The organism is Rhizobium sp. 22-785-1, from assembly GCF_053521965.1.
Genome location: NZ_JBNWDI010000001.1, coordinates 780,821 through 802,903, shown reverse-complemented (window position 1 = coordinate 802,903; position 22,083 = coordinate 780,821). Strand labels below are relative to the sequence as shown.

Genomic DNA, 22,083 nt, shown 5'->3' with positions numbered 1-22,083 from the left:
GGTGCGGGTAACGGAGAATTCGATGGCGCACGAGAATGACAGCTTCATCCGCGAAGTGAACGAGCAGATCCGCTCCGAGCGGTTGAGCAATTTCTGGGGACGTTATGGTGCGGTCGTGATTGGCGCCGCCATTTTGATCGTTCTGGCTTCCGCTGGCGCCGGCATCTACGAATATTGGAGCAACAGCCGTGCCTCGGCTTCCGGTGACCAGTTCGCCAACGCCTTGAAGCTTGCCTCCGAAGGAAAGAACGACGAAGCGCTAAAGGCCCTGTCCGATCTGGAGACGGCGGGCCACGGTTCGTATCCGGTTCTGGCCAAGTTCCGTGCGGCCACGCTTTTTGCGCAGAAGGGCGACACCGCCGGAGCTGTCGCTGCGTTTACCGCAATTGGCAACGATACCAGCGCGCCCCAGATTTTCCGTGACATCGCCAAGGTGCGCGCGGCGTGGCTCCTCGTTGATAATGGCACCTACGAGCAGGTTTCAGCGCAAGCAGAAGCCCTCTCGGATGATGCTCAGCCGCTGCGCAATTCGGCACGCGAAGCGCTCGGTCTTGCTGCTTACAAGGCCGGTAACTTTGCCCAGGCAAAGCAGTGGTTCGAACTCATTACCGGCGATGCTCAGGCACCACGCAATGTCGCGCAACGCGCGCAGATCATGCTCGATAATATTGCCGCATCCGGCAAGGCAGCGTAAATTCTCATTTCCTGCGGCACGTTGCTTGGCCCATGGGTGGGGCATGACGTGCTGCAAAGGTTTTCTGTTGAAGGCGTCGGACCGGAGCCCGTTGGGTTTCCGGTCCGACGCTATAGAAGTTAGGGCACTATCATGACTTTCACCGTCGCCATCGTCGGACGTCCGAATGTCGGCAAATCCACGCTTTTCAACCGTCTGGTCGGAAAGAAGCTGGCGCTCGTGGACGACACGCCGGGTGTTACCCGCGACCGTCGTCCGGGCGACGCAAAGCTCATAGACCTGCGTTTCACCATCATCGATACCGCAGGTCTCGAGCAGTCCGCACCGGAGACGCTGCAGGGCCGCATGTGGGCGCAAACGGAAGAGGCGATCGAGGAAGCCGATCTGACGCTCTTCGTCGTGGACGCCAAATATGGCCTTACTCCCGCCGACGAAACGCTGGGTGAAATGTTGCGCCGTCGCGGAAAGCCCGTCGTGCTCGTTGCCAACAAGTCCGAAGCGCGTGGCTCGGACGGCGGTTTCTATGACGCTTATACGCTCGGTCTTGGCGAGCCATGCCCGATTTCCGCCGAGCATGGTCAGGGTATGATCGATCTGCGCGATGCCATCGTTGCCGCCATTGGGGAGGATGTTGCTTTTCCGCCGGACGACGCTTTCGAAGAGGCCGAAACCGACGTTGTGCTTTCCGGCGACGAGGAAGAAGACGAAGATTACGAGCCCGCCTATGACGATACCAAGCCACTGCGTGTGGCGATTATTGGCCGTCCGAATGCTGGCAAGTCGACGCTGATCAACCGCTTCCTCGGTGAAGACCGTCTTCTGACCGGCCCGGAAGCCGGTATCACGCGTGACAGTATTTCGGTCGAATGGGACTGGCGCGGCCGCACCATCAAGATGTTCGACACGGCCGGTATGCGTCGCAAGGCGAAGGTGACGGAGAAGCTCGAGAAGCTTTCGGTGGCGGATTCGCTGCGCTCCATCCGCTTTGCCGAAACCGTCGTCATCGTCTTCGATTCGACCATTCCTTTCGAAAAGCAGGATCTGCAGCTCGTCGATCTGGTCATTCGCGAAGGCCGCGCTGCGGTTCTGGCCTTTAACAAGTGGGATCTGGTGGAAGACGCACAGGCATTTCTTGCCGATCTGCGCGAAAAGACTGAGCGTCTTCTGCCACAGGCGCGCGGCATTCGCGCGGTGCCGATTTCCGGCCAGACGGGCTACGGCCTCGACCGGCTGATGCAGAACATCATCGACACCGACAAGGTCTGGAACCGCCGCATCTCCACCGCCAAGCTCAACCGTTGGCTGGATATGCAGGTCACCCAGCATCCGCCACCGGCTGTATCGGGCCGTCGTCTGCGCCTGAAATACATGACGCAGGTCAAGGCTCGCCCACCGGCCTTCATGATTTCCTGCACCCGGCCTGAGGCTATTCAGGAATCCTACACGCGCTACCTCGTCAATGGTCTGCGCAAGGATTTCGATATGCCGGGCGTACCGATCCGGGTGCATTATCGCGGCTCCGACAATCCGTTCGAGCACAAGGCGAAGAAGCGGTAGTCGTTGTGAAGTTGAGGCACGCGTAAGTCCGTCACTCCACGCTCTGCGTCATCCTCGCCCTTGAGGCGAGGATCCATGTTTGGAAGCGCTTGACGGTGACGTTGTGGATCCTCGGCTCAAGGCCGAGGATGACGGCAGAGGAATTGGCGGCGCGGGAGAGAGCGTCCTTTGTCCATGCCAACATCGCGACCTATCGCCCGCATGCGTCTTACAAACTTGAAATGACAGGTCAAACATCATGCTGATCAAGCAGAGCGACTATCATCGCATCTATCGCGTCATCAACAGCCTGCTTCTCAACGAGAACGCCGATCCGGCGACGGCGTCTATGTATTTCAGCACGTTCGGCGCCTTCATTCTGGAGCATCATTACAAGGTGAAGGCGAAGCCGAAGGGTGGGCTGGCGGCCTATAACCTCGACGGCACGATGCTGCTCTTTGCCGATCATCGCGATGACGGGCATGTGACGGGTGCTGGCGAAAACTTCCATTGCTGGGTGGAGGCGGAGGACTGGGTCGTCGATTTCATGGCGCCGGCGTTTCCGCAAGCCGCGCAGAGCCTTTCGGTTCCGTCGAAGATGTTTCAGAAGCCCTTGTCATCCATGGCTTCCTCCATCAACGACTTGTCGCAGTCGGGCGATTTCTTCTTCAAGCATGAAGCAGATGCGATGGCCAAGCGCTTTGTCGACTGGCGCAAGCACGGGATGATAGGTGATCTCGCCTCGATCGCCGCCGGCTGGTTTCGCAAATCGCCGAAGCAGATGCAGAGTGACATCTCGGTCAGCGATAGCAATGGCAAGAGCCGCACGATTCCGCTTGTCGGCAACTCACTGACCGGCTCTTGGTGATCTAAAGCATGCGCGCAAAAGTGCGCAGCGGTTTTGCGATAACGACATGCGACAAAACAAAGATCTAAAGCGTATGAGCGAATCTGAGAGATCGTGACACGCTTTGGAGAGAAATAGGACGGCCTGCGTAACCTCGCGGCAGCCGCCTGACGTCAATCAGCAGCCCGACCCCGTTCTAAAGATAACGGCAGTCGCGTCCTGACGCCTTCTGACAGTAATGGGCGCGTGCGTCTACTGAAAATGCAGGCCGCTCACTCGTAATCCGCTCACAGCGCATGGGCGGCGCAGAAGCCCGGGAGGCCGCTGGTTGCCGCAGAGGTCACATTGTCAAGGAACTGGCGCGACGCCTTTTCCCAGGAGTAGTTGCGGGAAACCGCAAGAGCTGCTTCCGGTGAGCAATCCAGCGCCGCAAGGCAGGCTTTGCGCAAATCCTCAGACAGCGCACCGGCTTTCGGATGACCGCCGAGAATATCAACCGGACCGGTTACCGGAAAGGCTGCAACGGGAACGCCGCTCGATAGCGCTTCCAGAATGGTGTTGCCGAAGGTATCGGTTTTGGAGGGGAAGACAAATACATCGGCCTGAGCATAGGCCCTTGCCAAGTCTTCACCGGTCTTCACGCCGGTAAACAGGACGTCTGGGTGTTTCTGTTGGAGCTCGGTGCGCGCGGGTCCGTCGCCCACCACGACCTTGGAGCCCGGCAGATCAAGATCGAGAAATTCGGGGAGGTTCTTTTCCACCGAAACGCGGCCGATCGTCATGAAAATCGGGCGGGGCAGGCCGAAGGGGCGTTCGTCCTTCGGCCTGGGACGGAAGAGCTTGGCGTCGATGCCACGGCTCCATCGTTTGAGGTTCTTCACGCCCTTGGACTGGAGTTCCGTCTCAAGGCTTGGCGTTGCCACCATGCAGGCGCTGCCGCCATTGTGGAACCAGCGTACGAAAGCGTAGAGCCAGCTTTCCGGCACGGGGAAGCGGGCCGCCACATATTCTGGAAAACGGGTGTGGTAGCTCGTTGAAAAGCGCATACCGTGCTTGATGCACCAGCGGCGCGCCATGAAGCCGAGTGGACCTTCCGTGGCAATATGGACGTAGGACGGCTGCCCCTTCTCAATCTCTGCCGAAACGCGACGATAGCTTGCGACTGAGAGACGAATTTCCGGATAAGTGGGGCAGGGTATCGAGTGAAAGCTTTGTGGCGTGACCATGCAGACGTCCACGCCCATGCGCTCCAGCTCGGCATTGGTATTCTCGATGGAGCGGACGACGCCGTTGACCTGTGGATGCCAGGCATCCGTGACGATGGTAATTCTGGTCATGCTGTGCCGACCCTCGCGCACTTGCGACTCCCGGTGATTTACCGGCCTTCGCGTGTATGCGACGGGCGTGTTACAGCATCATGTCACAGCCTATCCAACAATCCCGTTGGCTGCCTGCAAATGGCAATTTCCCATGCTTGCGGTGCTGATCGACGCTCGGCAGGCGGCGCTCCGGTGCCCGAAATCGACATTTTGGCAGCACAACGACAGGTCTCGAACAGACTGTCCTCGTCTTTTATGCCTTGGGCAGGAGCTCGGGGCTGATCAGAGCGCCGTGGTGACCGATGACGGTTGCCGCTGCCTTGGCGGCAAAGGTTGCGGCTTCTTCCGGTGTGCTGCCGGTGACGAAGCGTGAAAGGAAGGCGCCGTTGAAGCTGTCCCCGGCGCTCGTTGTATCCACGACCTTGACCGCCTGAACGGCTGGCGCATGGCTGGGCTCACCGCCGAAATCGAGTGTCGCGCCCTTTGCGCCATCTTTCACCACGACATTGGCGACGCCGAGTGCGCGGTAGCGGGCAATGGTGGCTTCCACATCGACATCGCCGAAGTTGCTCGCCTCGTCATCGAAGCTTGGCATGACGAGCGTAGCCGCGCGCGCGCCGTTTGTGATGGTTTCCAGCATGATCTCGCGATTGGCCCAAAGGCGGGGGCGAATATTGGGGTCGAAGACCACCTGTTTTCCAGCGGCTTTCGCACGACGCAGTTCAGACAGGAAGCTGTCGACCGCTAGCGGGGTGGCAAGAATGGCGAGCGTGATGCCGGAGAAATAGACGATATCGGCAGCCTCGATGGTGCTGCGCAGATGGTCGGCATCGGTGGCAAGCTGGCGGGCGGCAGAGGTGCTGCGCCAATAGCTGAAGGTGCGCTCGCCGTCTTTCAGATTGATGAGGTAGAGGCCGGGCGTGCCGCCCTGGATTCGGGAGATGTGTTTCGTGCCGATGCCAGCACCTTCGATGAAGGACAGCATTTCCTGAGAGAGCGGATCGTCACCGAGCGCGGTGAAATAATCCACCGACCAGTCCTGCGGCAGGCAGGCGCGTGCATACCAGGCGGTGTTCAGCGTGTCCCCGGCAAAGCCCTTGCGCAGAAGACCGTCGCCAGCCTGCGAGAGCTCCACCATGCATTCGCCGATCGAAAGAAACCGTCCACCCACTGCACTCTCCCCGTGTCGTGACGCTTCGCCATTACGACGCCACAGCCGCGCTTGCAAGGGCGGTGGATGCCGTTTGAGGGCGCGAACTCACATTCAATCGGCATTCGCCGTTTACGGATCAGTCCGGGCTTTATATGGTTGGGCACCTTCACTTCGGAGATCGTTCATGCCGCAAGCCACGTCTACCACCGGACACAAAGTTCACGATGCAGACTGGTGGAGGGGAGCGGTCATATACCAGGTCTATCCACGCTCGTTTCAGGACACGACGGGAGACGGTTTCGGCGATCTTGCCGGCATCACCAAACATCTGCCCTACATCCACGCGCTCGGCGTGGATGGTATCTGGCTCTCGCCGTTCTTTACCTCGCCCATGGCGGATATGGGTTATGACGTTTCGGATTATTGCGACGTGGACCCGATGTTCGGCACACTTGCGGACTTCGACACGCTGATCGCCGAGGCGCATCGGCTGGGACTGAAGGTCATCATCGATCAGGTGATTTCGCATACGTCCGATCAACATCCGTGGTTCAAGGAAAGCCGGACGAGCCGTACCAATGCCAAGGCGGACTGGTATGTCTGGGCGGACCCGAAGCCGGATGGCACGGCGCCCACCAACTGGCTCTCCGTTTTCGGCGGGCCCGCCTGGGAATGGGATGGAGTGCGCAAGCAATATTACATGCACAACTTCCTCGGCTCGCAGCCGGACCTTAATTTTCATAATCCGGAGGTGCAGGATGCACTGCTGGAAACCGTCCGGTTCTGGCTGGAGAGGGGTGTGGACGGTTTCCGCCTCGACACGGTCAACTACTACTTCCACGACAAGCTGCTGCGTAACAACCCGCCGCACGAACCCGATAGTGACGATGCCGGTCTCGATGCGCCGGACGTCAATCCCTATGGTATGCAGAGCCATCTCTACGACAAGACACAGATCGAGAATCTCGCCTTTCTCAAACGCTTTCGTACTCTTCTGGATGAATATGAGGGGCGAATGACCGTGGGCGAGGTGGGCGATGGCGCACGTTCGCTGAAAACGGTTGCTGCTTACACGGCGGACAATGACAAGCTCAACATGTGCTACACCTTCGATCTGCTTGGGCCGGACTTCACAGCCAGCCATATTCGCGGCGCAGTCGATGGTTTCCAGAAAGCCGTGACCGACGGCTGGGTGTGCTGGGCCTTCTCCAATCATGACGTGATACGCCATCTGACGCGCTTTGCGGAAAATGTGGAGGAGCAGACCCGTGTCGCGAAACTTGCGATTTGCGTGTTGGCATCGCTGCGCGGCTCCATCTGCCTGTATCAGGGAGAGGAACTGGCGCTGACGGAGGCCGACCTTGCCTTCGAGGATCTGCGCGATCCCTATGGTATCCGCTTCTGGCCTGCCTTCAAGGGTCGCGACGGGTGCCGCACGCCGATGGTGTGGGAAACCGGCAAACCGCATGCCGGCTTCACCACCGCCGAAAAGCCTTGGCTGCCGGTTCCCTACGTCCACGCGATGCTGGCCGCCGACGGGCAGGAGCGCAAGCCGGATTCGGTTCTCAATCACTACAAGGCGATGCTGGCCTTCCGGCGCAGCCATTCTTGTCTTCGTGACGGTGCTATGGAGTTCCTGGAAACCAATCAGGATGTGCTGGTCTTTACCCGTCACAAGAACGGCGAGAGACTGCTCTTCGTCTTCAATCTGACACGCCAGCCCGTCGACTTCCGTCTGCCGCCGGAGCTTCGCCTGATCGAGCATCTGGGACTGCCGGGGTTTGAGCCGACATTCCACAATGACAGCGTGAAGCTGGAGCCGCTGGATGCCTTTTGCGGTCGCGTGGAGAAGGTGTGATCGGTCGAGCTCTTACTTGGCCGTTACGCCTTCACACGACATGCTTTCTCAGATCACGCCCTTGGTCATCTCCGGATCGAGGCTGATGATGAAGCGGCGCAGGAGTGTCCTGTCGAACTGCTCTTCATGCGCCATCATCCAGGTCAGGGCCTGTTGCGACGACCAGCCTTTCTTGTAGGAGCGGGCCGATGTCAGCGCGTCGAACACGTCGCAGATCGTGCTCATCCGGACCTCGTTGCTGATCTTGTTACTTTTTATTCCGTTCGGATAGCCCTTGCCGTCCAGACGTTCATGATGAGAAAGGCAGATGTCCAGAACGATCTGAGGCATGCCCTCCTGCTTCTTCAGAATCCGATGGCCTTGTTCAGTGTGATTTTGAACGATGATTCTTTCTTCAGCGTCGAGCGGTCCCTGTTTGTGCAGGATATGGATCGGGATTGCGAGCTTGCCGACATCATGCAGCAGGCCTGCAATACACAAGAGCTGGACGGTCTTTTCATCCATCTCGAGCGACCGGGCAAAGTGGACAAGAAGCGCTGCGACGGAGAGCGAATGCACGAAGGTGGCCGTATCGCGCGACCGCAGGCGAGACATGCCCATGAAAAGCGAGGGATTTTCGTCCATCGTCCGACCAACGTCGTCGGCAAGCGGAGTGAAGGCATCTATGCTGATGTCTTTACCCTCGAAGACGCCCTGAAGAAGCGTTCTTGTCTCGTCCGCCTGAGAATGAATCCGCTGCGCGACGAGAAGTTTTTCCTCTTTGGTCGCAGACTTCATGCTTTTTGAGGCCGGTGAGGCGCTGCTGTCCCGAACGGTATTGTTGCCAAGTGCGGTGTTGATGAAAACGCCGCTGACTTTGCCGTTCAAGATTGATGCCAGTTGAGTAGCGTCTTTGACAACAAAACGTCTTCCAACGGATGAATCGTTTTGCCACGGACCTTCTATCGCTTCGACGAACATCCCAATTTCAAGTTGATTTTTGTCGATGCGCTTTATGACCAATATTTCTCTCCCATCTTATCGGTCAAGGATAGATGTATATACGATAGTTACGCTGTATTAAATTGATGTTATCATCTGATTGATCGTGAAGTAAAACTCCAGCTCAATGCATGGTTTTTATTGTCATTCCGCGACTTTGCCCATTTTTAGTCAAGGCGCTTCATCAATGAGTTGGAAGAGATCCACGTCTACCAGCCCTTTGTCCGAAAGTTTGAGATGTGGAATGACCGGAAGCGGTAGAAACGCGACCTGCAAGAAGGGTTCCTCCAGCGTGGTGCCAAGCGCATAGGCGGCCTTACGCAGCGTGTGCAGCGTATCGCGCACCGTCTCATAGGGCTCCAGGCTCATGAGACCAGCCACCGGAAGGGCAATCTCGCCAGTGATCTCGCCATTCTCTACCACAACAAAGCCACCCTGGATTTCTCCCAGGCGATTGGCCGCAAGCGCCATATCGTCCTCGCTGACGCCGACGACGCAGATATTGTGGCTGTCATGCCCGACGGTGGATGCAATGGCGCCTCTCTTCAGGCCGAAGCCCTGCACGAAGGCGTTGGCATGGTTGCCGTTCTTTCCGTGCCGTTCGATGACGGCCACTTTGATGATGTCGTTGTCGAGATCGACGGTCGTCTGATTGCCATCGCTCGGCAGTTTGAAACGGCGATGTTCGGTGATGATCTTGCCTGGCAGCACGCCGAGAACGGACGTTTTTCCTTGCCTTGCCGGCACACCGAAATGTGCCGCAAGAACGGGCCGCGCCTTAACGCTGTCGAGGCCGACTGGTGCGACGGGTTTGCGCGTGGCAAAAAGCTCTGGCGTAACGTGTCTGCCCGCAGAAAAGACCATGTCCGCTTTGCAGTTCTGCAATGTGTCGATCACCACGAGATCCGCGCGCCAGCCCGGCGCGACAAGACCTCGGTCTCGTAGGCCGAAGGCTCTTGCCGCCGAGATCGAGGCTGCGCGATAGATGGCAAGGGGCTCTACGCCGTTGGCGATTGCGGTTCGGATCATATAATCCAGATGGCCTTGCTCGGCGATATCGAGGGGATTGCGGTCATCGGTGCAGAGAGCCAGATAGGGCGACAGGCGTTCTGTGATGATCGACATCAGCGCGTGCAGATCCTTGGACACGGACCCTTCGCGCACAAGAACATGAACGCCCTTGCGAATTTTTTCCAGTGCCTCTTTTGCGCTTGTGCATTCATGCTCTGTGCGGATGCCTGCCGAGAGATAGCCGTTAAGCCCTGTCCCGGAGAGAAGAGGCGCGTGCCCGTCGATATGCTGCCCTTGAAACGCCTCGAGTTTCGCCATGCAGATCGGGTCTTTGTGGATCACGCCCGGAAAATTCATGAACTCTGCCAGGCCGATGACCTTGGGGTGATCGCGCAAGGGCAGAAGCTTTTCAATGGGAAGGTCAGCGCCCGCCGTTTCCAGATGCGTGGCCGGTACGCATGAGGAAAGCTGGACACGGATATCCATGATGGTCTGCAGTGAGGACTCCAGGAAAAACTGAATACCCTGCGCGCCCAGCACATTGGCGATTTCATGCGGATCGCAGATCGCGGTCGTCACGCCATAAGGCAGAACGCAGCGGTCGAACTCATGCGGCGTGACCAAGGATGATTCGATGTGCAGATGGGTATCGATGAAGCCGGGAACGACGATCTTGCCGCTGATGTCGATTTCCTCGACACCTTGATAGGTCTCACAGGTTCCGACAATCGTATCGCCGCAGATCGCAATGTCGGAGGCGACAAGCTCGCCAGTGACAAGATCGAAAAAGCGGCCGCCTTTCAGGACGATGTCTGCCTTTTCGCGCCCCGCACCCTGGTCGATCCTGCGTTCAAGTTCAGATCCCACGCTGTACCTCATTTCGATTCTTGCCTTGGCCAATTAAGCCCGGAAAGGCATCCCCATGCAAAAGAAAACCGGGCGCGAAGAACGCGCCCGGTCTATCAAGTCGATGTTTCGGTCGGATTGTCTGGTGTCGTACCGCGTGCTTCAAGCCGCGACTACGAGGCTGAGGCAAGCGAGACGCCACGCATCACTGTGCCGAAACGATCTTGCCGCCCTGCCACTTGTAGAGCGAGAAGGCCTGCGAGGTCAGGTCGCCCGTTTCGCCATAGGTCAGCTTGCCGATGGCAGTCGCAATCGGTTCGCCGCTTTTCAGCGCCTTGGCAACAGCTTCGGAATCTTCAGCAGAGCCGGCCTTTTCGATGCCGGCTTTGAGCACTTCAACGGCTGCGTAAGCGTTGAGCGTGAAGGCTTCTGCCGGGATGTTGGCGGCCTTGAGGGCCTCGGACGCAGCCTTGGAATCGGCGCTCTTCGTCGCATCGGCGGCATTGGTGAAGATGGTACCGTCGGCAGCCGTGCCGCCGATGTTGGCGAATTCGGAATTGGACAGACCGTCACCGGCAATCACGGTCGCCTTGGCGCCGATGTCGTGCAGCTGACGGACCAGGAGGCCGGCTTCAGGATGGTAGCCGCCGAAATAAACGACATCCACGCCTTCCGACTTCAGACGCGCCGTCAGCGCGCTCAGATCCTTTTCGCCCGGTGTCAGGGCGTCATACATGACTTCCTTTACGCCGCCTTCGTTCAAGGTCTTCTTGAACGCATCCGCGAGGCCTTTACCATAGGCGCCCTTGTCGTGAATGATGGCGATCTGCCGGTCCTTCAACTGCGCCAGAACAAATTTGGCGGCGACTTCGGCCTGCTGATCGTCACGACCGCAAGTACGGAAAATGTTCCAAAGATCACGGTTGGTGAGATCCGGTGCAGTCGCAGTCGGCGTCACCATCACAACGCCGTTTTCAGCGAAAACGTCGGAGGCCGGAATGGCAACGCCTGAGGTGACCGGGCCAACGACGAACTTGACACCATCTGCAACCAGCTGGTTTGCGGCAGATACGCCCTGCTTCGGTTCGCCTGCGTCGTCCGCCAGCTTGAGGACAACCTTCTCACCGAGAATGCCGCCATTCTTGTTGATGACATCCACGGCCGTCTGGGCGCCGTTCTTCACCTGATCGCCATAAGCGGCAACTGGACCCGTGAGCGGTGCTACCAGACCGATGACGATATCGGCACGCGCTGCCGGTGCGAAGGCCACGGACGCGGCAAGGGCCAGGCCCGTCAAAATCTTGGTTTTCATTCAATTTCTCCTTGGGTTGGGCGTCTTGCCCGATGCGACCCGGCTGTGGCTACGTGAGCTTGCTCGAGGCAAGCCTTCGTCTGCCGGGCAAAGGAGTTCCGTTTCACATTTGAATTCCGTACCCCGGCGCTCGTTGTGGCAAGGCGATGGCAATTTAGCAAGCCGTGTTTGATCCGAAACGGTCCCGCCGGCGTAAAAGCTCAGGTAAAAGCTATGTTATCGCGAGCATGCTACGATCTTCGCTGCTTGCCCTGAATATCCTGAGATCACCACTGGCTTTTGCGACGAGCGGGGAGGATAATGCGGGGCATGCTGTCGTCCGATGAAGAATTTCTAAGCACCCTTCCTGTCTTCCGGCATTTCGAGGACGTCGCGGAGCCAGCACTTTATCGACCTCTGCCGGACGGCTGGGTGCTGGCGCTTGCCGATATCGTCGATTCCACTGAAGCAATCGCCAGCGGTCGATACAAGGCTGTCAACATGGCCGGCGCCGGTGTCATTTCTGCCGTTCTCAACGCGCTTCAACGTCACGACCTGCCGTTTGTTTTCGGAGGAGACGGCGCGGCGATTGCCGTCCCGCCCAACGCGATCGATGCTTCCCGCGACGCTCTCTCGAAGGTGCGGGCGTGGGTCAGCGACGATCTTGGGCTGGCATTGCGAGCGGCCATCGTTCCGGTGGCGGAAATCCGGGCGCAAGGACTGGACGTACGCGTGGCGCGGTTTCAGGCGAGCGACGATGTTTCCTATGCGATGTTTTCGGGTGGGGGAAACAATTGGGCAGAAATGCAGATGAAGGGCGGACGCTATACGGTTGAGAGCGCTACACCCGGAGAGCGGCCCGACCTCTCAGGTCTTTCGTGTCGCTGGAACCCCATCGAGGCGCGGTACGGAACCGTCGTGTCGATCATCGCGATGCCGCGTCCAGGTGGCGACATGACAGGCTTTCGGCGACTGGTGGCTGACATCGTAAGCCTTGCCAACGAGGATGGTCGCGGTGGACATCCGGTTCCGGTCGAAGGGCCTCCGCTTGGCTTCATTCGCGATGGACTCGTCATGGAAGCCAAGGCGCTGTCCGGCTTCGGCGATCGGCTGTCGCAACTGCGCAAAGGGTGCTGGGTGGCGTTTCAGACAGTGTTGATTAGTGTTCTCTACCGGCTGCGAAAGCCAATCGGGCGCTTCGATCCGGTTCAGTACAAGAGCGCCGTGGCCAGCAATACGGATTTCCGCAAGTTCGACGACGGTTTGAAGATGACAGTCGATGTGGATAGCCACCGCCTATCCCTGATCAAGGCGCGGCTAGGAAGCGCCGAACGGGACGGCGTGTGCTTCTACGGTCTGCATGAGCAGGGCGCTGCGTTGATGACGTGCATCGTCCCGAGCCCGCTCTCGCGAGACCACATGCATTTCGTGGACGGCGCCGCCGGTGGCTATGCGCGTGCCGCGCAAATACTCAAGGAGCAAGCGGCTTTATCAGCCTGAAACCTAAGGGATCGACTGTACCCGTTCGAAAATCGGGGCCGCTTTTCGGAAAAGCACGATGCTTCGATAAAAAACATAAAGCGTCCTATGTGCGTCCAACGAGACGCGCATAGGACGCTTTATTGCCGAGAGATCGCCGTTTCCTCTGACGAGCAACTCTGACCTGAGTGCAGTGTGCGCGCAGACATACGTGAAGCAATTGGTATTCAAGACCATAAAGCCGATGGGCAATTGCCGAAAAATATCCGGCGTTGCTGGCTGGCCGACATTAAGCAAAAACCAGGAGCAGCGGACTCTATCAGCTGCTCATGCGTTCAGGCTGCAGACTTGTTATCGCTTTGCGCGCAATAAATCTCTTCCAGCGTCGCCAGGACTTTTTTCACGGAGTCTGATGTGCTGGAATAGTAGATCGTCTGCGCATCGCGGCGCGTCTTTACCAGCCGCTGTGCGCGGAGCTTCGAAAGGTGCTGCGATAGTGCCGACTGGCTCAATCCAACCTGCGTTGCAAGAACGCCCACCGGGACTTCGCCTTCGACGAGGCTGCACAGTATCATCAGCCTTTTCGGGTTTGCCATTGCCGACAGAAGGCCTGCCGCCGAATTGGCTTGTTCTGATAATGTCTGCGTCGTCATTCACGCTCTCCTGAAACGAAGCCGCCCCTTGGCCACTCCCCTGAGGCACGAATGCCCCCAATAGGTGATAGTGTATCAATGCGGAACCAGGACTGTATATACCTAAATCTAAGGTAAAGGCTATTCTTTATTAGTGTTTTGTTGAATAATATATTTCCGTTTGGTCGGTGTATTTTTTAGCATCATTTTCTGAATTTCGGCATTTCAGATGAAAAATAAGAAATGTTTATCGCCAAACAGACGGTCAAATAATCTTTTTTGTTTTTGGGCAGTTTTTGGGCTCCACCATCGGTGTTTTAGGCTTGGTGTCATGACCGCCTAAAATCAAGTGCTAACCCATCTCGGGTAGAACCGGGTCGTCGGTGTGACGCGCGGGTGGGTTCTACTCTTGCGTGCTTGGGCGATTGTCATTTTTGTTTGATCTGTCTTTAGACAGCGCGCTCAGTCATCTTCAGGCGTTGCGATCTGTTGTTTGCCTGCAGAGCACCGCTTGATCTGTGGTGCTCTGCTTCTTCGTGTCAAGGCAGCTCTTCGGTTAAGGCCGCTGATCGTTTTGCCGCGAGGACATCATCGATTGCGATGACGCGTCAAACCGCGAACGATATCCTCCGGGCCGATCGTGCCGATAACCGCGCCGTGTTCGACAATGCCGATGGTGCCTGGCTGTTTTGCCATCGCGTCCAGTATATCGACCAGCGGCAAAGAGGGACGGGCGGTCGCAACGACCGGCATGTTGCCGGTTTCTGCCATTACGCCAGGCCGCATGACATCTGCTGCCGTCAGCATGGAAATCGGGTTCATGTTCTGAACGAAATCCGCGACATATTGATTGGCAGGGTTGCGAACGATGTCCTGCGGCGTGCCACATTGGATAATGCGACCGCCTTCCATCATGGCGATGCGGTTGCCGATGCGAAATGCCTCGTCGAGATCGTGGCTGACAAAGAGGATCGTCTTCTTCAGCCTGCTCTGGAACTCGAGAAGCTCATCTTGGAGACGGCTGCGGATCAAGGGATCGAGAGCTGAAAACGGCTCGTCCATCAGAAGAATCGGCGCACCGGTCGCAAAGGCCCGTGCAAGGCCAACGCGTTGCTGCATACCGCCCGAAAGTTCACCCACCTTGCGGTTGGCCCAGTCGGACAGATTGACGAGTTCGAGCTGTTCGGCCACCCGCTTCTTGCGTGCGGCTTCCGGCATGCCTGAAAGCTCCAGCCCGAAGCCGACATTGTCAGCCACATTTCGCCAGGGCAAAAGGCCGAACTGCTGGAAGACCATCGATACGGTGCGCGCACGAAGGTCTCGCAGTACCTTCGTCGACGCCATGTAGGGATCGACAAAGCCGGTGTCGGTCTTGACGCTGACATTGCCGCGCACCACAGGGGCAAGCCGGTTGACGGCGCGTAGCAAGGTCGATTTGCCAGAGCCCGACAAACCCATGAGGACGAGGATTTCGCCCTCCTTGACCGACAACGAGGCATTGGCGACGCCAAGGACCAGGCCGGTTTCCTTGTTGATGTCGCTGCGGGTTCGCCCTGCATCGATCATAGGGAGGGCGGCGCTGGGATTGTCGCCGAAGACGATATCGACGTTGCCGAAGATGATTGCGTCACTCATGCCTCATCCTCCGAGCCTGGCAGGCGAAACAGCCGGTCCAAAATGATCGCGACGATGACGATGCAAAGACCCGCCTCGAAGCCCATCGCTATGTTGACGGTGTTCAGGGCGCGCACGACAGGCACGCCAAGACCGTTTGCGCCGACGAGCGCCGAGATGACCACCATGGACAGCGATAGCATGATGGTCTGGGTCAGGCCCGCCATGATCTGCGGCATGGCGAAGGGCAGTTCGACCTTGCGCAGGACCTGTGACGGCGTTGCGCCGAAAGCCACTGCGGCCTCTACCAGCGCCGGCGGCGTGGAAATGATGCCCAGACGTGTGAGACGGATGGGAGCAGGGACCGCGAAGATCACGGTTGCGATGAGGCCCGGCACCATGCCCAGTCCGAAAAGCACGAGTGCAGGGATGAGATAAACGAAGGTCGGGATCGTCTGCATCAGGTCCAGCGCGGGGCGCATGACGCTATAGACCCATTTTCGCCGAGCCGCGAGGATGCCAAGCGGAATGCCGATCAGCATACAGACCGAGCTTGCGGCGATCACGAGCGCCAACGTTTCGGTCGTTGCTTTCCAGTATCCGAGATTGATGATGAGAAGCAGGCCGAGGGCTGTGAAGAGCGGCATGCCAATCGAGCGTCTCATCCAGGCGGAGAGCGCGGTCAGTATCGCTACTATGACAAGGGGGTGGGGCGCCTGGAGGACATAGAGGATGGCGTCGATGACGCTTCCGAAAATAAAGGCTAACCAATCGAAAAAGAAAGAAAGATTTGTGGTCAGCCAGTCAATTGCCTCTTTGGCATAACGACCGACCGGTAAACGATTTTGGGGTGCACTGAGCCATTCCACGGTAAGATTTTGCCTTTCGTGAACGGGTTCATTTATTCGGCTTCCGACGCTCAAGCGTTCGGAAGCCGGGCGTGATAGGAAATTTACCGGCCCTTACAGGCCGATATTCTTCTTGGCTGCCGCCAGCGCATCGCCGCTGCCGTCCTTGGTCTTCACGCCTGCAAGCCATGGCTCGATAACGCTCGGGTTGGCCTTCAGCCATGCGGTGGCTGCGGCTTCGCCTTCCATGCCGTCATTCAGGATTTTGCCCATGATCTCGTTTTCCATCGGAAGCGAGAATTGCAGGTTCTTCAGGAAGGTGCCGACATTCGGACATTCATCCAGATAACCCTTGCGAACGTTCGTGTAGATCGTCGCGCCGCCGAGATTCGGGCCGAAGACGTCATCGCCGCCCGTCAGATAGGTCAGCTTGAAATTGGAGTTCATCGGGTGGGGTTCCCAGCCGAGGAACACGATCGGCTCACCGGCCTTATCGGCGCGTGCTACCTGCGCCAGCATGCCTTGCTCGGAGGATTCCACCACCTGGAAATCCTTCAGACCAAAGGTGTCCTTCTCGACCATGCCGAGAATGAGGCGGTTGCCGTCATTGCCGGGCTCGATGCCGTAAATCTTGCCGCCGAGCTCGCTGCTATGGGTTGATATATCCTTGAAGTCCTTGATGCCGAGTTCGGCACCCTTGGCATTTGTGGCGAGTGTGTATTTCGCGCCCGTCAGGTTCTCGCGCACCGTCTCAACCGACTTGTCTTCGCGATAAGGCTTGATGTCACCTTCCATCGTCGGCATCCAGTTGCCGAGGAAGACGTCGATGTCCTTGTTTTTCAGAGAATTGTAGGTAACCGGAACGGAGAGAAGCTTGACGTCGGTTTCGTAGCCGATGCTTTTCAGGATCGCAGATGCAGTGGCTGTGGTTGCGGTAATGTCGGTCCAGCCGACATCCGAGAAGCGAACCGTTCCGCAGCTTTTGGCTTCAGCCGCCATGGCGCTCGTGGAAAGGACTGCGATTGCGGAGACTGCCGCGGCAAGAACCAGACAGCGACGATGTTGTGCAAGCATTGCTTACTCCCTTTTTTGTTCCCGTATCATTATCAATATCCGCCAATCACAATCAACTCATGCGTATTTGCGTGGGCAATGGCGCTGTTTGCGACATTGTCGGCTACCGGCTGCGACGAGCGAAGCGAAAGCTGTGACTTTTGCGCTTGCACCCTTCCTTCCGCTCTCCGTGCGGGGCAAAAGAGCACAAACCTGCATCGGAGGCCATGATGGCGAAGCTCTATTTCAACTATTCGGCAATGAATGCCGGAAAATCCACCATGCTTCTGCAGGCCTCCTACAACTACCAGGAGCGTGGAATGCGTACGCTCATTTTTACCGCAGCCTTCGACAACAGGGCGGGTGTGGGCAAGGTCGCATCGCGCATCGGCTTGTCATCGGATGCGATGATCTTCGAAGACAGCACGGATATTTTTGCCGAAGTTGCGCGACTGCACTCGGAGGAGCCGGTGGCTTGCGTCTTCATCGATGAGGCGAACTTCCTTTCGGAGCACCATGTCTGGCAGTTGGCGAATATTGCCGACAGGCTGAATATTCCGGTCATGACCTACGGTCTGCGCACGGATTTTCAGGGCAAACTCTTTCCCGCATCGAAAGAACTTCTCGCCATCGCGGATGAGCTTCGGGAAATCCGTACCATCTGCCATTGCGGTCGCAAGGCCACCATGGTGGCGCGCTTCGACGAAGGCGGCGCGGTCGTCAAGGAAGGTGCCCAGATCGACGTCGGCGGCAATGAAAAATATATTTCCTTCTGCCGTCGCCACTGGGTCGAAGCGGTGAAGGGCGAATGAGGGCACGCTCCTGGCACGGCGCCAGGATATCACGCGCAATTTGACTCTGGTCAAAGAGGCAGCGCTCGTTCAGGCGTAGGACCTTTTGCCGACGGACCGCATCAAGCGGTTCCCTTTCAGGAGTAAGCGCAATGCAGAACAGGGTTCTTCACCTTCTCACCGCGGCAGTCGTTGCCGGCATCTTCAGCTTTCCGGCTGCGGCTGCCGAGATCGAGATCAAGATGCTGAACAAGGGAGCGGATGGTCAGGCCATGGTCTTCGAACCCGCAGCGGTCAAGGTGAATGTCGGCGATGTGATCTCCTTCGTTCCAGTCGACAAAGGCCATGACGCCGCCTCGATCAAGGAGTTGTTGCCGGATGGCGTTACCGAGGCCAAAGGTAAGATGAACGAGGCGCTGAAGGTGACGGTGGAGAAAGAGGGCGCCTACGTCTTCAAATGCACGCCGCATTTCGGCATGGGCATGGTGGCGCTGGTGGTCGTTGGCGATGCGCCGAGCAATCTGGATGCGGTCAAGGCGGGAAAAATGCCGAAGAAGGCGCGCGACCGCCTGGACGCGGAGCTGGCGAAGCTCAATCTGTGAGGCTGCGCCCCCGCTCGACGGTGTGGTGATGCGCTTGTCCTTTAATCCATCGCGTTGAGAATCGGGTTGTTCGTGGATAAATGAAAGCGGGCGGTCTACAGGAAAGCACGGTGCTTGGTTCAAGGACGACAGGGCGCGTCGCCATTTTCTCAGATTCGCTCCCAGCTTTGATTCTCTGTTGAATGCATGGCGTTATCGCAAAACCTTTGCGCGTTTTTTTCTGGATCATGCTTTAGTGCCAACTCGATTCGGGGAGAGGAACGCCATGGCGAAGACGCCGCCACTGGAAGGTGAAATTGAAAAGGTCAAGGCGGCAGTGAGCGCGATGCGCCTGGCCGAGGCTGATCTGCTTGAGCGGCTCAAGGGCTTTTACGTAACAGGGAATATCGCCGTCAAAGCGGAGGGCGATGATAGTGCCGAGCGGCAGGCTCTCGATGCGGTCTTGGCGCGTTATGACGAGGCCGAGAAAAATTTTGCCAATCTCACACTCTCCCTGTCCGGCGAAATCGAGAAAGCCTTTGAAAGCTTTCACGCGGCCAGTGAGCGTACGCGCTATGAAAAGCTCATGACATTCTTTTCCCGCAGCAAGGCCATGAAACTGAGGGCCGAGCGGGTGAAAAAACTTGCCATCGCACAGGAGCTGAAGCGATTGCTTTTTCTGTGCGATGATGTGGCCGCACTTCTGTCGGAGGAGAAACGCGCTGCGTCCGACCTTCATGAAAAGTGTGAAACGCCGCTGGTCGACCTTATGGAAAAGCGTCGGGAAGCGGCAACGACGATTGAAGCCGGGCGACAGCGGCTCAAAGAGATCAACGCAACCCTGGCAACCGTGCAATGGAAACTGGGAAGCGTTACGGATGACAAGCGGCGGGTGGTGCTGGAGGCCGAGCGCGAGGCGCTTTCTCTCACGCTTGAGGAGCAAGAGCGGGACTATCGCCTGACGAGGGCGCGCCATGAACGGCTCGAGGAGCATATTCTGTTACAGGAAGCTCTTTCGCAGCAAGCCACCCAGCGCCTTTCAGCGCATGCAACGCTTTATAACATTCTGGTGCTGGATATGGAGCGCGCCATTCAACTCTACGGCGCAGTAACGATGACGCTCGACGCGCTGATGCAGGATATATCCCAGGTAGACAATGTCCCGCGACCGCATCTTCTCGATCTTTTGAGAATACACGCCCATAATACCATCACGCTCGATGATATCGATAAGCGCCGGATGCCGGTGAAGGATGCCTTTACGCGTCGTTACAGGGTCGCGCGCGCTCGCGTGGTCGCCATTGAAAGCACGGGTCAGACCTAAAAAGATGGCTGCGCGCTTTGCAACGCTCCAGCGCGCACCTATTTGAGGATGGCGTCTTACTCAGATAGGGGTTGGCCGTCCGATGACAATCGAGAGAGGTGAGCATGCTTGATTCCGTTTTGGCGTTTTTTCGGCGCATTTTCAGCGCGGTTGGAAGGGGCCTTTCGGTCATCGGTGCAGCGCTGATCTGGCCGTTTCGCGCCCGGCGGGGCCACGCGGGCGAACGGACATGGATGATACAGGCGCCGCTCGCCGTCTGTCTCGTGCTGCTTTTTGGTCTTTATGGCTATTTCATCTGGCAAACCCAGGTCTGGACGAACTTCAATCCGGATTATGTCGACGATTACAAGCTTTCGACCCGTACCGTCAGCGCCGGGCAGGAACTGCCAGCCGCTCCGGCAACTGTGCCCCAAGCGCAAACCGGCGCGCAGCCTGCGGCCGAGGCAACGACAGCTGCTGCGGCTCCGGTAGCGCCAGCGTCGTCTGCGCGCAGCTGCCAGCCTTCCGCTACGGTAGACGTCGCGGCAGGTCTCATCGACTTCAATGTCGATCAAAATGCCTGGATATCCTCGATGCTGCTGTACAAGCTCGGATTGTTCGGCATGGATTGGGACAGCACGCCTTTTCTCGATAACAAGGCGTCTTTCCAGCGCGGTGTAAACCAGGCGGTTCGCCGCACGGCAGTAGAGCTGGTCGATACGCTCGGTCGCGTTCGCGGTACCTCCGGCATCAATAACGACCTTCAGAATGCTCGCGGCAATCTGCAATATGACGAATATTCCTGGTATTTCGGTCTGAGCCCCTTCGGTCCGAAGACGCCAACGCCAAGCTATTATCGTTCAGCGGCGGAGAGCCTGCGCAAGTTCAATGTCAGCCTCAGCCAGTGTACCTCGGTTTTCGATACGCGCGCGGACAATTTGATCCAGTTCATCGATCGTATCGCCAACGATATCGGCGGCACGTCCGCAATCCTTCGTGAACGCTCCGAGAACTACAATGGCGGCTGGTTCGACACGCGCGCAGATGATCGCTTCTGGTTCGCCTATGGCCAGCTTTACGGTTACTACGGCATCCTCTCGGCGGCGGGCGTGGATTTCCAGCAGGTCATTCGCGAGCGCAATGTCACAAGCCTATGGAACGATACGCTGGCGCAGACGCGGGCAGCCCTGCGGATACAACCATTCGTTATCTCAAATGGTGACGAAAGCGGATGGATCATGCCTTCGCATCTTGCGACGATGGGTTTTTACGTGCTGAGAGTGCGCTCTAACCTAGTGGAACTGCGCTCCGTCCTTGACCGCTGAACTGAGATCGCGCTTCCGGTGAGTTTTCATCGGGAGGGCGGTCAGTGTTTAAGGTCTAAGTCCTTGTCGAGTTGCGATATTTTGCTTTTTAAAAAGGTTCGCAGACGCTCAACTAATGACCTTCAGCCGGATCGCCTTGGCGACGAGCTGCGTTCTGTTGACGCAGTCAAGCTTTTTGATGGCATTGTTGAGATAGGCATTGATGGTGTGGTCCGAGAGAGACAGGATCTGACCAATCTCGGACGACGTTTTGCCGTGGGATGTCCAGCGAATGACTTCGATCTCCCGCTTCGTCAAGGATCTCGGCACCGCCATTTCAGCCTTGCGAACGCGGTCGTATACGTCGAACGCGTGGATGGAGATGATGCCGATTTCGTTGAGGACGGCTTGGCTTGGCTTTGGCGCCCGACCTTCGAAACGCAAAACGTAACGACGGCCGTTCAGAAAATTGATCGGTGCGATCACGCCGGTGTCAATGCCTTGTCGTGCCAATCCATCTTTGATGACTTGGCAAACCGAGGACGAAAAGACCTCTTCGCGCATAGACCAGTACTGCGGTATCGATGAGTGGGCGATCTTTCCCAGGATGGGACATTCCAGCAGCGTGGAATGCTCGTCCATTGCCCTGATGAAGCTGGCAGGTAGTGTCGTCTCGAGGATAATAGGGGCTAGAAGCTTTTCCTCCGTGCACGGTACTTTCATCAACGTCACGTGCGAGAAGCCAAGAGTCTGCGCCATGGCGGAGACAGTTTTCAACCAGTCGGAACGGTTCTGCGAAGCCAAGATTTCCTGACTGAATAGTGACTGCCGTTCCAATGTCGTCATCTTAACCACATTCAATGCGCTCATATGTTATGCTTGAGGCATATATCAATCACCACAAAATTCCACCCCTTACTTCCAATAGTCACACATTTGAAT

General features: G+C 57.5%; 19 protein-coding genes. 9 read left to right on the top strand and 10 right to left on the bottom strand.

The genetic code is table 11. From position 1 onward, the window contains the following. Nucleotides 1-22: 22 nt before the first annotated feature. The 3 genes from ACQZ5M_RS03755 (at nt 23) to ACQZ5M_RS03745 (ending at nt 3,098) form a co-directional block, all read left to right on the top strand. Nucleotides 23-694: a tetratricopeptide repeat protein gene (locus ACQZ5M_RS03755; protein WP_449079104.1), complete on the top strand. Its 672-nt coding sequence runs from the start codon at nt 23-25 to the stop codon at nt 692-694. A gap of 132 nt (nt 695-826) precedes the next feature. After that, nucleotides 827-2,251 carry a ribosome biogenesis GTPase Der gene (gene der / locus ACQZ5M_RS03750; protein ID WP_449079103.1) on the top strand — a complete coding sequence of 475 codons (1,425 nt, stop codon included), beginning with the start codon at nt 827-829 and terminating at the stop codon, nt 2,249-2,251. 238 nt (nt 2,252-2,489) lie between these two features. Beyond that, nucleotides 2,490-3,098, top strand: a complete 609-nt coding sequence (locus tag ACQZ5M_RS03745) for a DUF2026 family protein (RefSeq protein ID WP_296014511.1) — start codon at nt 2,490-2,492, stop codon at nt 3,096-3,098. Nucleotides 3,099-3,364: 266 nt separating this feature from the next. Here ACQZ5M_RS03745 and ACQZ5M_RS03740 read toward each other — a convergent pair whose 3' ends face one another. Both ACQZ5M_RS03740 and ACQZ5M_RS03735 read right to left on the bottom strand, forming a co-directional pair. Next, nucleotides 3,365-4,414 (bottom strand): bifunctional monoglucosyl/glucuronosyl diacylglycerol synthase, encoded by a 1,050-nt coding sequence (locus ACQZ5M_RS03740; RefSeq protein ID WP_296077489.1) that lies wholly within the window; start codon nt 4,412-4,414, stop codon nt 3,365-3,367. Nucleotides 4,415-4,649: 235 nt separating this feature from the next. Beyond that, nucleotides 4,650-5,567, bottom strand: coding sequence for a sugar kinase (locus tag ACQZ5M_RS03735; RefSeq protein ID WP_449079102.1), 918 nt, complete (start codon nt 5,565-5,567; stop codon nt 4,650-4,652). A 166-nt stretch (nt 5,568-5,733) separates the two neighbouring features. On the opposite strand from ACQZ5M_RS03735, the gene bglA reads away from it, so the two are divergent. Then, nucleotides 5,734-7,407 carry a beta-galactosidase BglA gene (gene bglA / locus ACQZ5M_RS03730; protein WP_449079101.1) on the top strand — a complete coding sequence of 558 codons (1,674 nt, stop codon included), beginning with the start codon at nt 5,734-5,736 and terminating at the stop codon, nt 7,405-7,407. Nucleotides 7,408-7,455: 48 nt separating this feature from the next. On the opposite strand, the gene ACQZ5M_RS03725 is transcribed toward bglA, so the two are convergent. From ACQZ5M_RS03725 to ACQZ5M_RS03715, 3 genes are all read right to left on the bottom strand, one after another. After that, the gene (locus tag ACQZ5M_RS03725; protein ID WP_296077495.1) at nt 7,456-8,409 is read right to left on the bottom strand and encodes an HD-GYP domain-containing protein; all 954 of its coding nucleotides are present in this window, start codon (nt 8,407-8,409) and stop codon (nt 7,456-7,458) included. A gap of 150 nt (nt 8,410-8,559) precedes the next feature. Continuing rightward, entirely contained in the window at nt 8,560-10,266 is a 1,707-nt protein-coding gene (gene ade / locus ACQZ5M_RS03720; RefSeq protein ID WP_296014504.1) for an adenine deaminase, read from the bottom strand. 184 nt (nt 10,267-10,450) lie between these two features. Continuing rightward, nucleotides 10,451-11,557 carry a branched-chain amino acid ABC transporter substrate-binding protein gene (locus ACQZ5M_RS03715; protein WP_449079100.1) on the bottom strand — a complete coding sequence of 369 codons (1,107 nt, stop codon included), beginning with the start codon at nt 11,555-11,557 and terminating at the stop codon, nt 10,451-10,453. Between the two features lie 309 nt (nt 11,558-11,866). Between ACQZ5M_RS03715 and ACQZ5M_RS03710 the strand changes: the two genes are divergently transcribed. Beyond that, complete coding sequence (locus ACQZ5M_RS03710; RefSeq protein WP_449079099.1) at nt 11,867-13,036, top strand: DUF3095 domain-containing protein; 1,170 nt, start codon at nt 11,867-11,869, stop codon at nt 13,034-13,036. A gap of 314 nt (nt 13,037-13,350) precedes the next feature. On the opposite strand, the gene ACQZ5M_RS03705 is transcribed toward ACQZ5M_RS03710, so the two are convergent. The 4 genes from ACQZ5M_RS03705 to ACQZ5M_RS03690 form a co-directional block, all read right to left on the bottom strand. Next, a complete protein-coding gene (locus ACQZ5M_RS03705; RefSeq protein ID WP_296014500.1) occupies nt 13,351-13,668 on the bottom strand; it encodes an ArsR/SmtB family transcription factor in 318 nt (105 codons plus the stop codon). 567 nt (nt 13,669-14,235) lie between these two features. Next, nucleotides 14,236-15,282, bottom strand: a complete 1,047-nt coding sequence (gene choV, locus ACQZ5M_RS03700; protein ID WP_449079098.1) for a choline ABC transporter ATP-binding protein — start codon at nt 15,280-15,282, stop codon at nt 14,236-14,238. Then, nucleotides 15,279-16,130 carry a choline ABC transporter permease subunit gene (gene choW / locus ACQZ5M_RS03695; RefSeq protein ID WP_296014496.1) on the bottom strand — a complete coding sequence of 284 codons (852 nt, stop codon included), beginning with the start codon at nt 16,128-16,130 and terminating at the stop codon, nt 15,279-15,281. Before choW ends, choV begins: the two co-directional genes overlap by 4 nt. A 93-nt stretch (nt 16,131-16,223) precedes the next feature. Further along, nucleotides 16,224-17,183 (bottom strand): choline ABC transporter substrate-binding protein, encoded by a 960-nt coding sequence (locus tag ACQZ5M_RS03690; protein ID WP_449079097.1) that lies wholly within the window; start codon nt 17,181-17,183, stop codon nt 16,224-16,226. 209 nt (nt 17,184-17,392) lie between these two features. On the opposite strand from ACQZ5M_RS03690, the gene ACQZ5M_RS03685 reads away from it, so the two are divergent. The 4 genes from ACQZ5M_RS03685 to ACQZ5M_RS03670 all read left to right on the top strand — a co-directional run bounded on the left by ACQZ5M_RS03685 (nt 17,393) and on the right by ACQZ5M_RS03670 (nt 21,162). After that, nucleotides 17,393-17,974 (top strand): thymidine kinase, encoded by a 582-nt coding sequence (locus ACQZ5M_RS03685; protein WP_296014495.1) that lies wholly within the window; start codon nt 17,393-17,395, stop codon nt 17,972-17,974. A 131-nt stretch (nt 17,975-18,105) separates the two neighbouring features. Then, a complete protein-coding gene (locus ACQZ5M_RS03680; protein ID WP_449079096.1) occupies nt 18,106-18,555 on the top strand; it encodes a pseudoazurin in 450 nt (149 codons plus the stop codon). A 265-nt stretch (nt 18,556-18,820) separates the two neighbouring features. Continuing rightward, entirely contained in the window at nt 18,821-19,858 is a 1,038-nt protein-coding gene (locus ACQZ5M_RS03675) for a hypothetical protein (RefSeq protein ID WP_449079095.1), read from the top strand. A 104-nt stretch (nt 19,859-19,962) separates the two neighbouring features. Further along, nucleotides 19,963-21,162, top strand: a complete 1,200-nt coding sequence (locus tag ACQZ5M_RS03670; RefSeq protein ID WP_449079093.1) for a DUF2333 family protein — start codon at nt 19,963-19,965, stop codon at nt 21,160-21,162. A gap of 108 nt (nt 21,163-21,270) precedes the next feature. On the opposite strand, the gene ACQZ5M_RS03665 is transcribed toward ACQZ5M_RS03670, so the two are convergent. Continuing rightward, nucleotides 21,271-21,987 carry a helix-turn-helix transcriptional regulator gene (locus ACQZ5M_RS03665; RefSeq protein WP_296082067.1) on the bottom strand — a complete coding sequence of 239 codons (717 nt, stop codon included), beginning with the start codon at nt 21,985-21,987 and terminating at the stop codon, nt 21,271-21,273. Nucleotides 21,988-22,083: the final 96 nt, after the last annotated feature.

Excerpts from the sequence above, each read along its gene's own strand:
- ACQZ5M_RS03705 (WP_296014500.1), bottom strand. The coding sequence starts at position 13,668 with ATGACGACGCAGACATTATCAGAACAAGCCAATTCGGCGGCAGGCCTT.
- ACQZ5M_RS03665 (WP_296082067.1), bottom strand. The coding sequence starts at position 21,987 with ATGACGACATTGGAACGGCAGTCACTATTCAGTCAGGAAATCTTGGCT.
- ACQZ5M_RS03670 (WP_449079093.1), top strand. The coding sequence starts at position 19,963 with ATGCTTGATTCCGTTTTGGCGTTTTTTCGGCGCATTTTCAGCGCGGTT.
- der (WP_449079103.1), top strand. The coding sequence starts at position 827 with ATGACTTTCACCGTCGCCATCGTCGGACGTCCGAATGTCGGCAAATCC.
- ACQZ5M_RS03745 (WP_296014511.1), top strand. The coding sequence starts at position 2,490 with ATGCTGATCAAGCAGAGCGACTATCATCGCATCTATCGCGTCATCAAC.
- ACQZ5M_RS03740 (WP_296077489.1), bottom strand. The coding sequence starts at position 4,414 with ATGACCAGAATTACCATCGTCACGGATGCCTGGCATCCACAGGTCAAC.
- ACQZ5M_RS03685 (WP_296014495.1), top strand. The coding sequence starts at position 17,393 with ATGGCGAAGCTCTATTTCAACTATTCGGCAATGAATGCCGGAAAATCC.
- ACQZ5M_RS03755 (WP_449079104.1), top strand. The coding sequence starts at position 23 with ATGGCGCACGAGAATGACAGCTTCATCCGCGAAGTGAACGAGCAGATC.
- bglA (WP_449079101.1), top strand. The coding sequence starts at position 5,734 with ATGCCGCAAGCCACGTCTACCACCGGACACAAAGTTCACGATGCAGAC.
- choV (WP_449079098.1), bottom strand. The coding sequence starts at position 15,282 with ATGAGTGACGCAATCATCTTCGGCAACGTCGATATCGTCTTCGGCGAC.
- ACQZ5M_RS03675 (WP_449079095.1), top strand. The coding sequence starts at position 18,821 with ATGGCGAAGACGCCGCCACTGGAAGGTGAAATTGAAAAGGTCAAGGCG.
- ACQZ5M_RS03710 (WP_449079099.1), top strand. The coding sequence starts at position 11,867 with ATGCTGTCGTCCGATGAAGAATTTCTAAGCACCCTTCCTGTCTTCCGG.
- ACQZ5M_RS03690 (WP_449079097.1), bottom strand. The coding sequence starts at position 17,183 with ATGCTTGCACAACATCGTCGCTGTCTGGTTCTTGCCGCGGCAGTCTCC.
- ACQZ5M_RS03715 (WP_449079100.1), bottom strand. The coding sequence starts at position 11,557 with ATGAAAACCAAGATTTTGACGGGCCTGGCCCTTGCCGCGTCCGTGGCC.
- ACQZ5M_RS03680 (WP_449079096.1), top strand. The coding sequence starts at position 18,106 with ATGCAGAACAGGGTTCTTCACCTTCTCACCGCGGCAGTCGTTGCCGGC.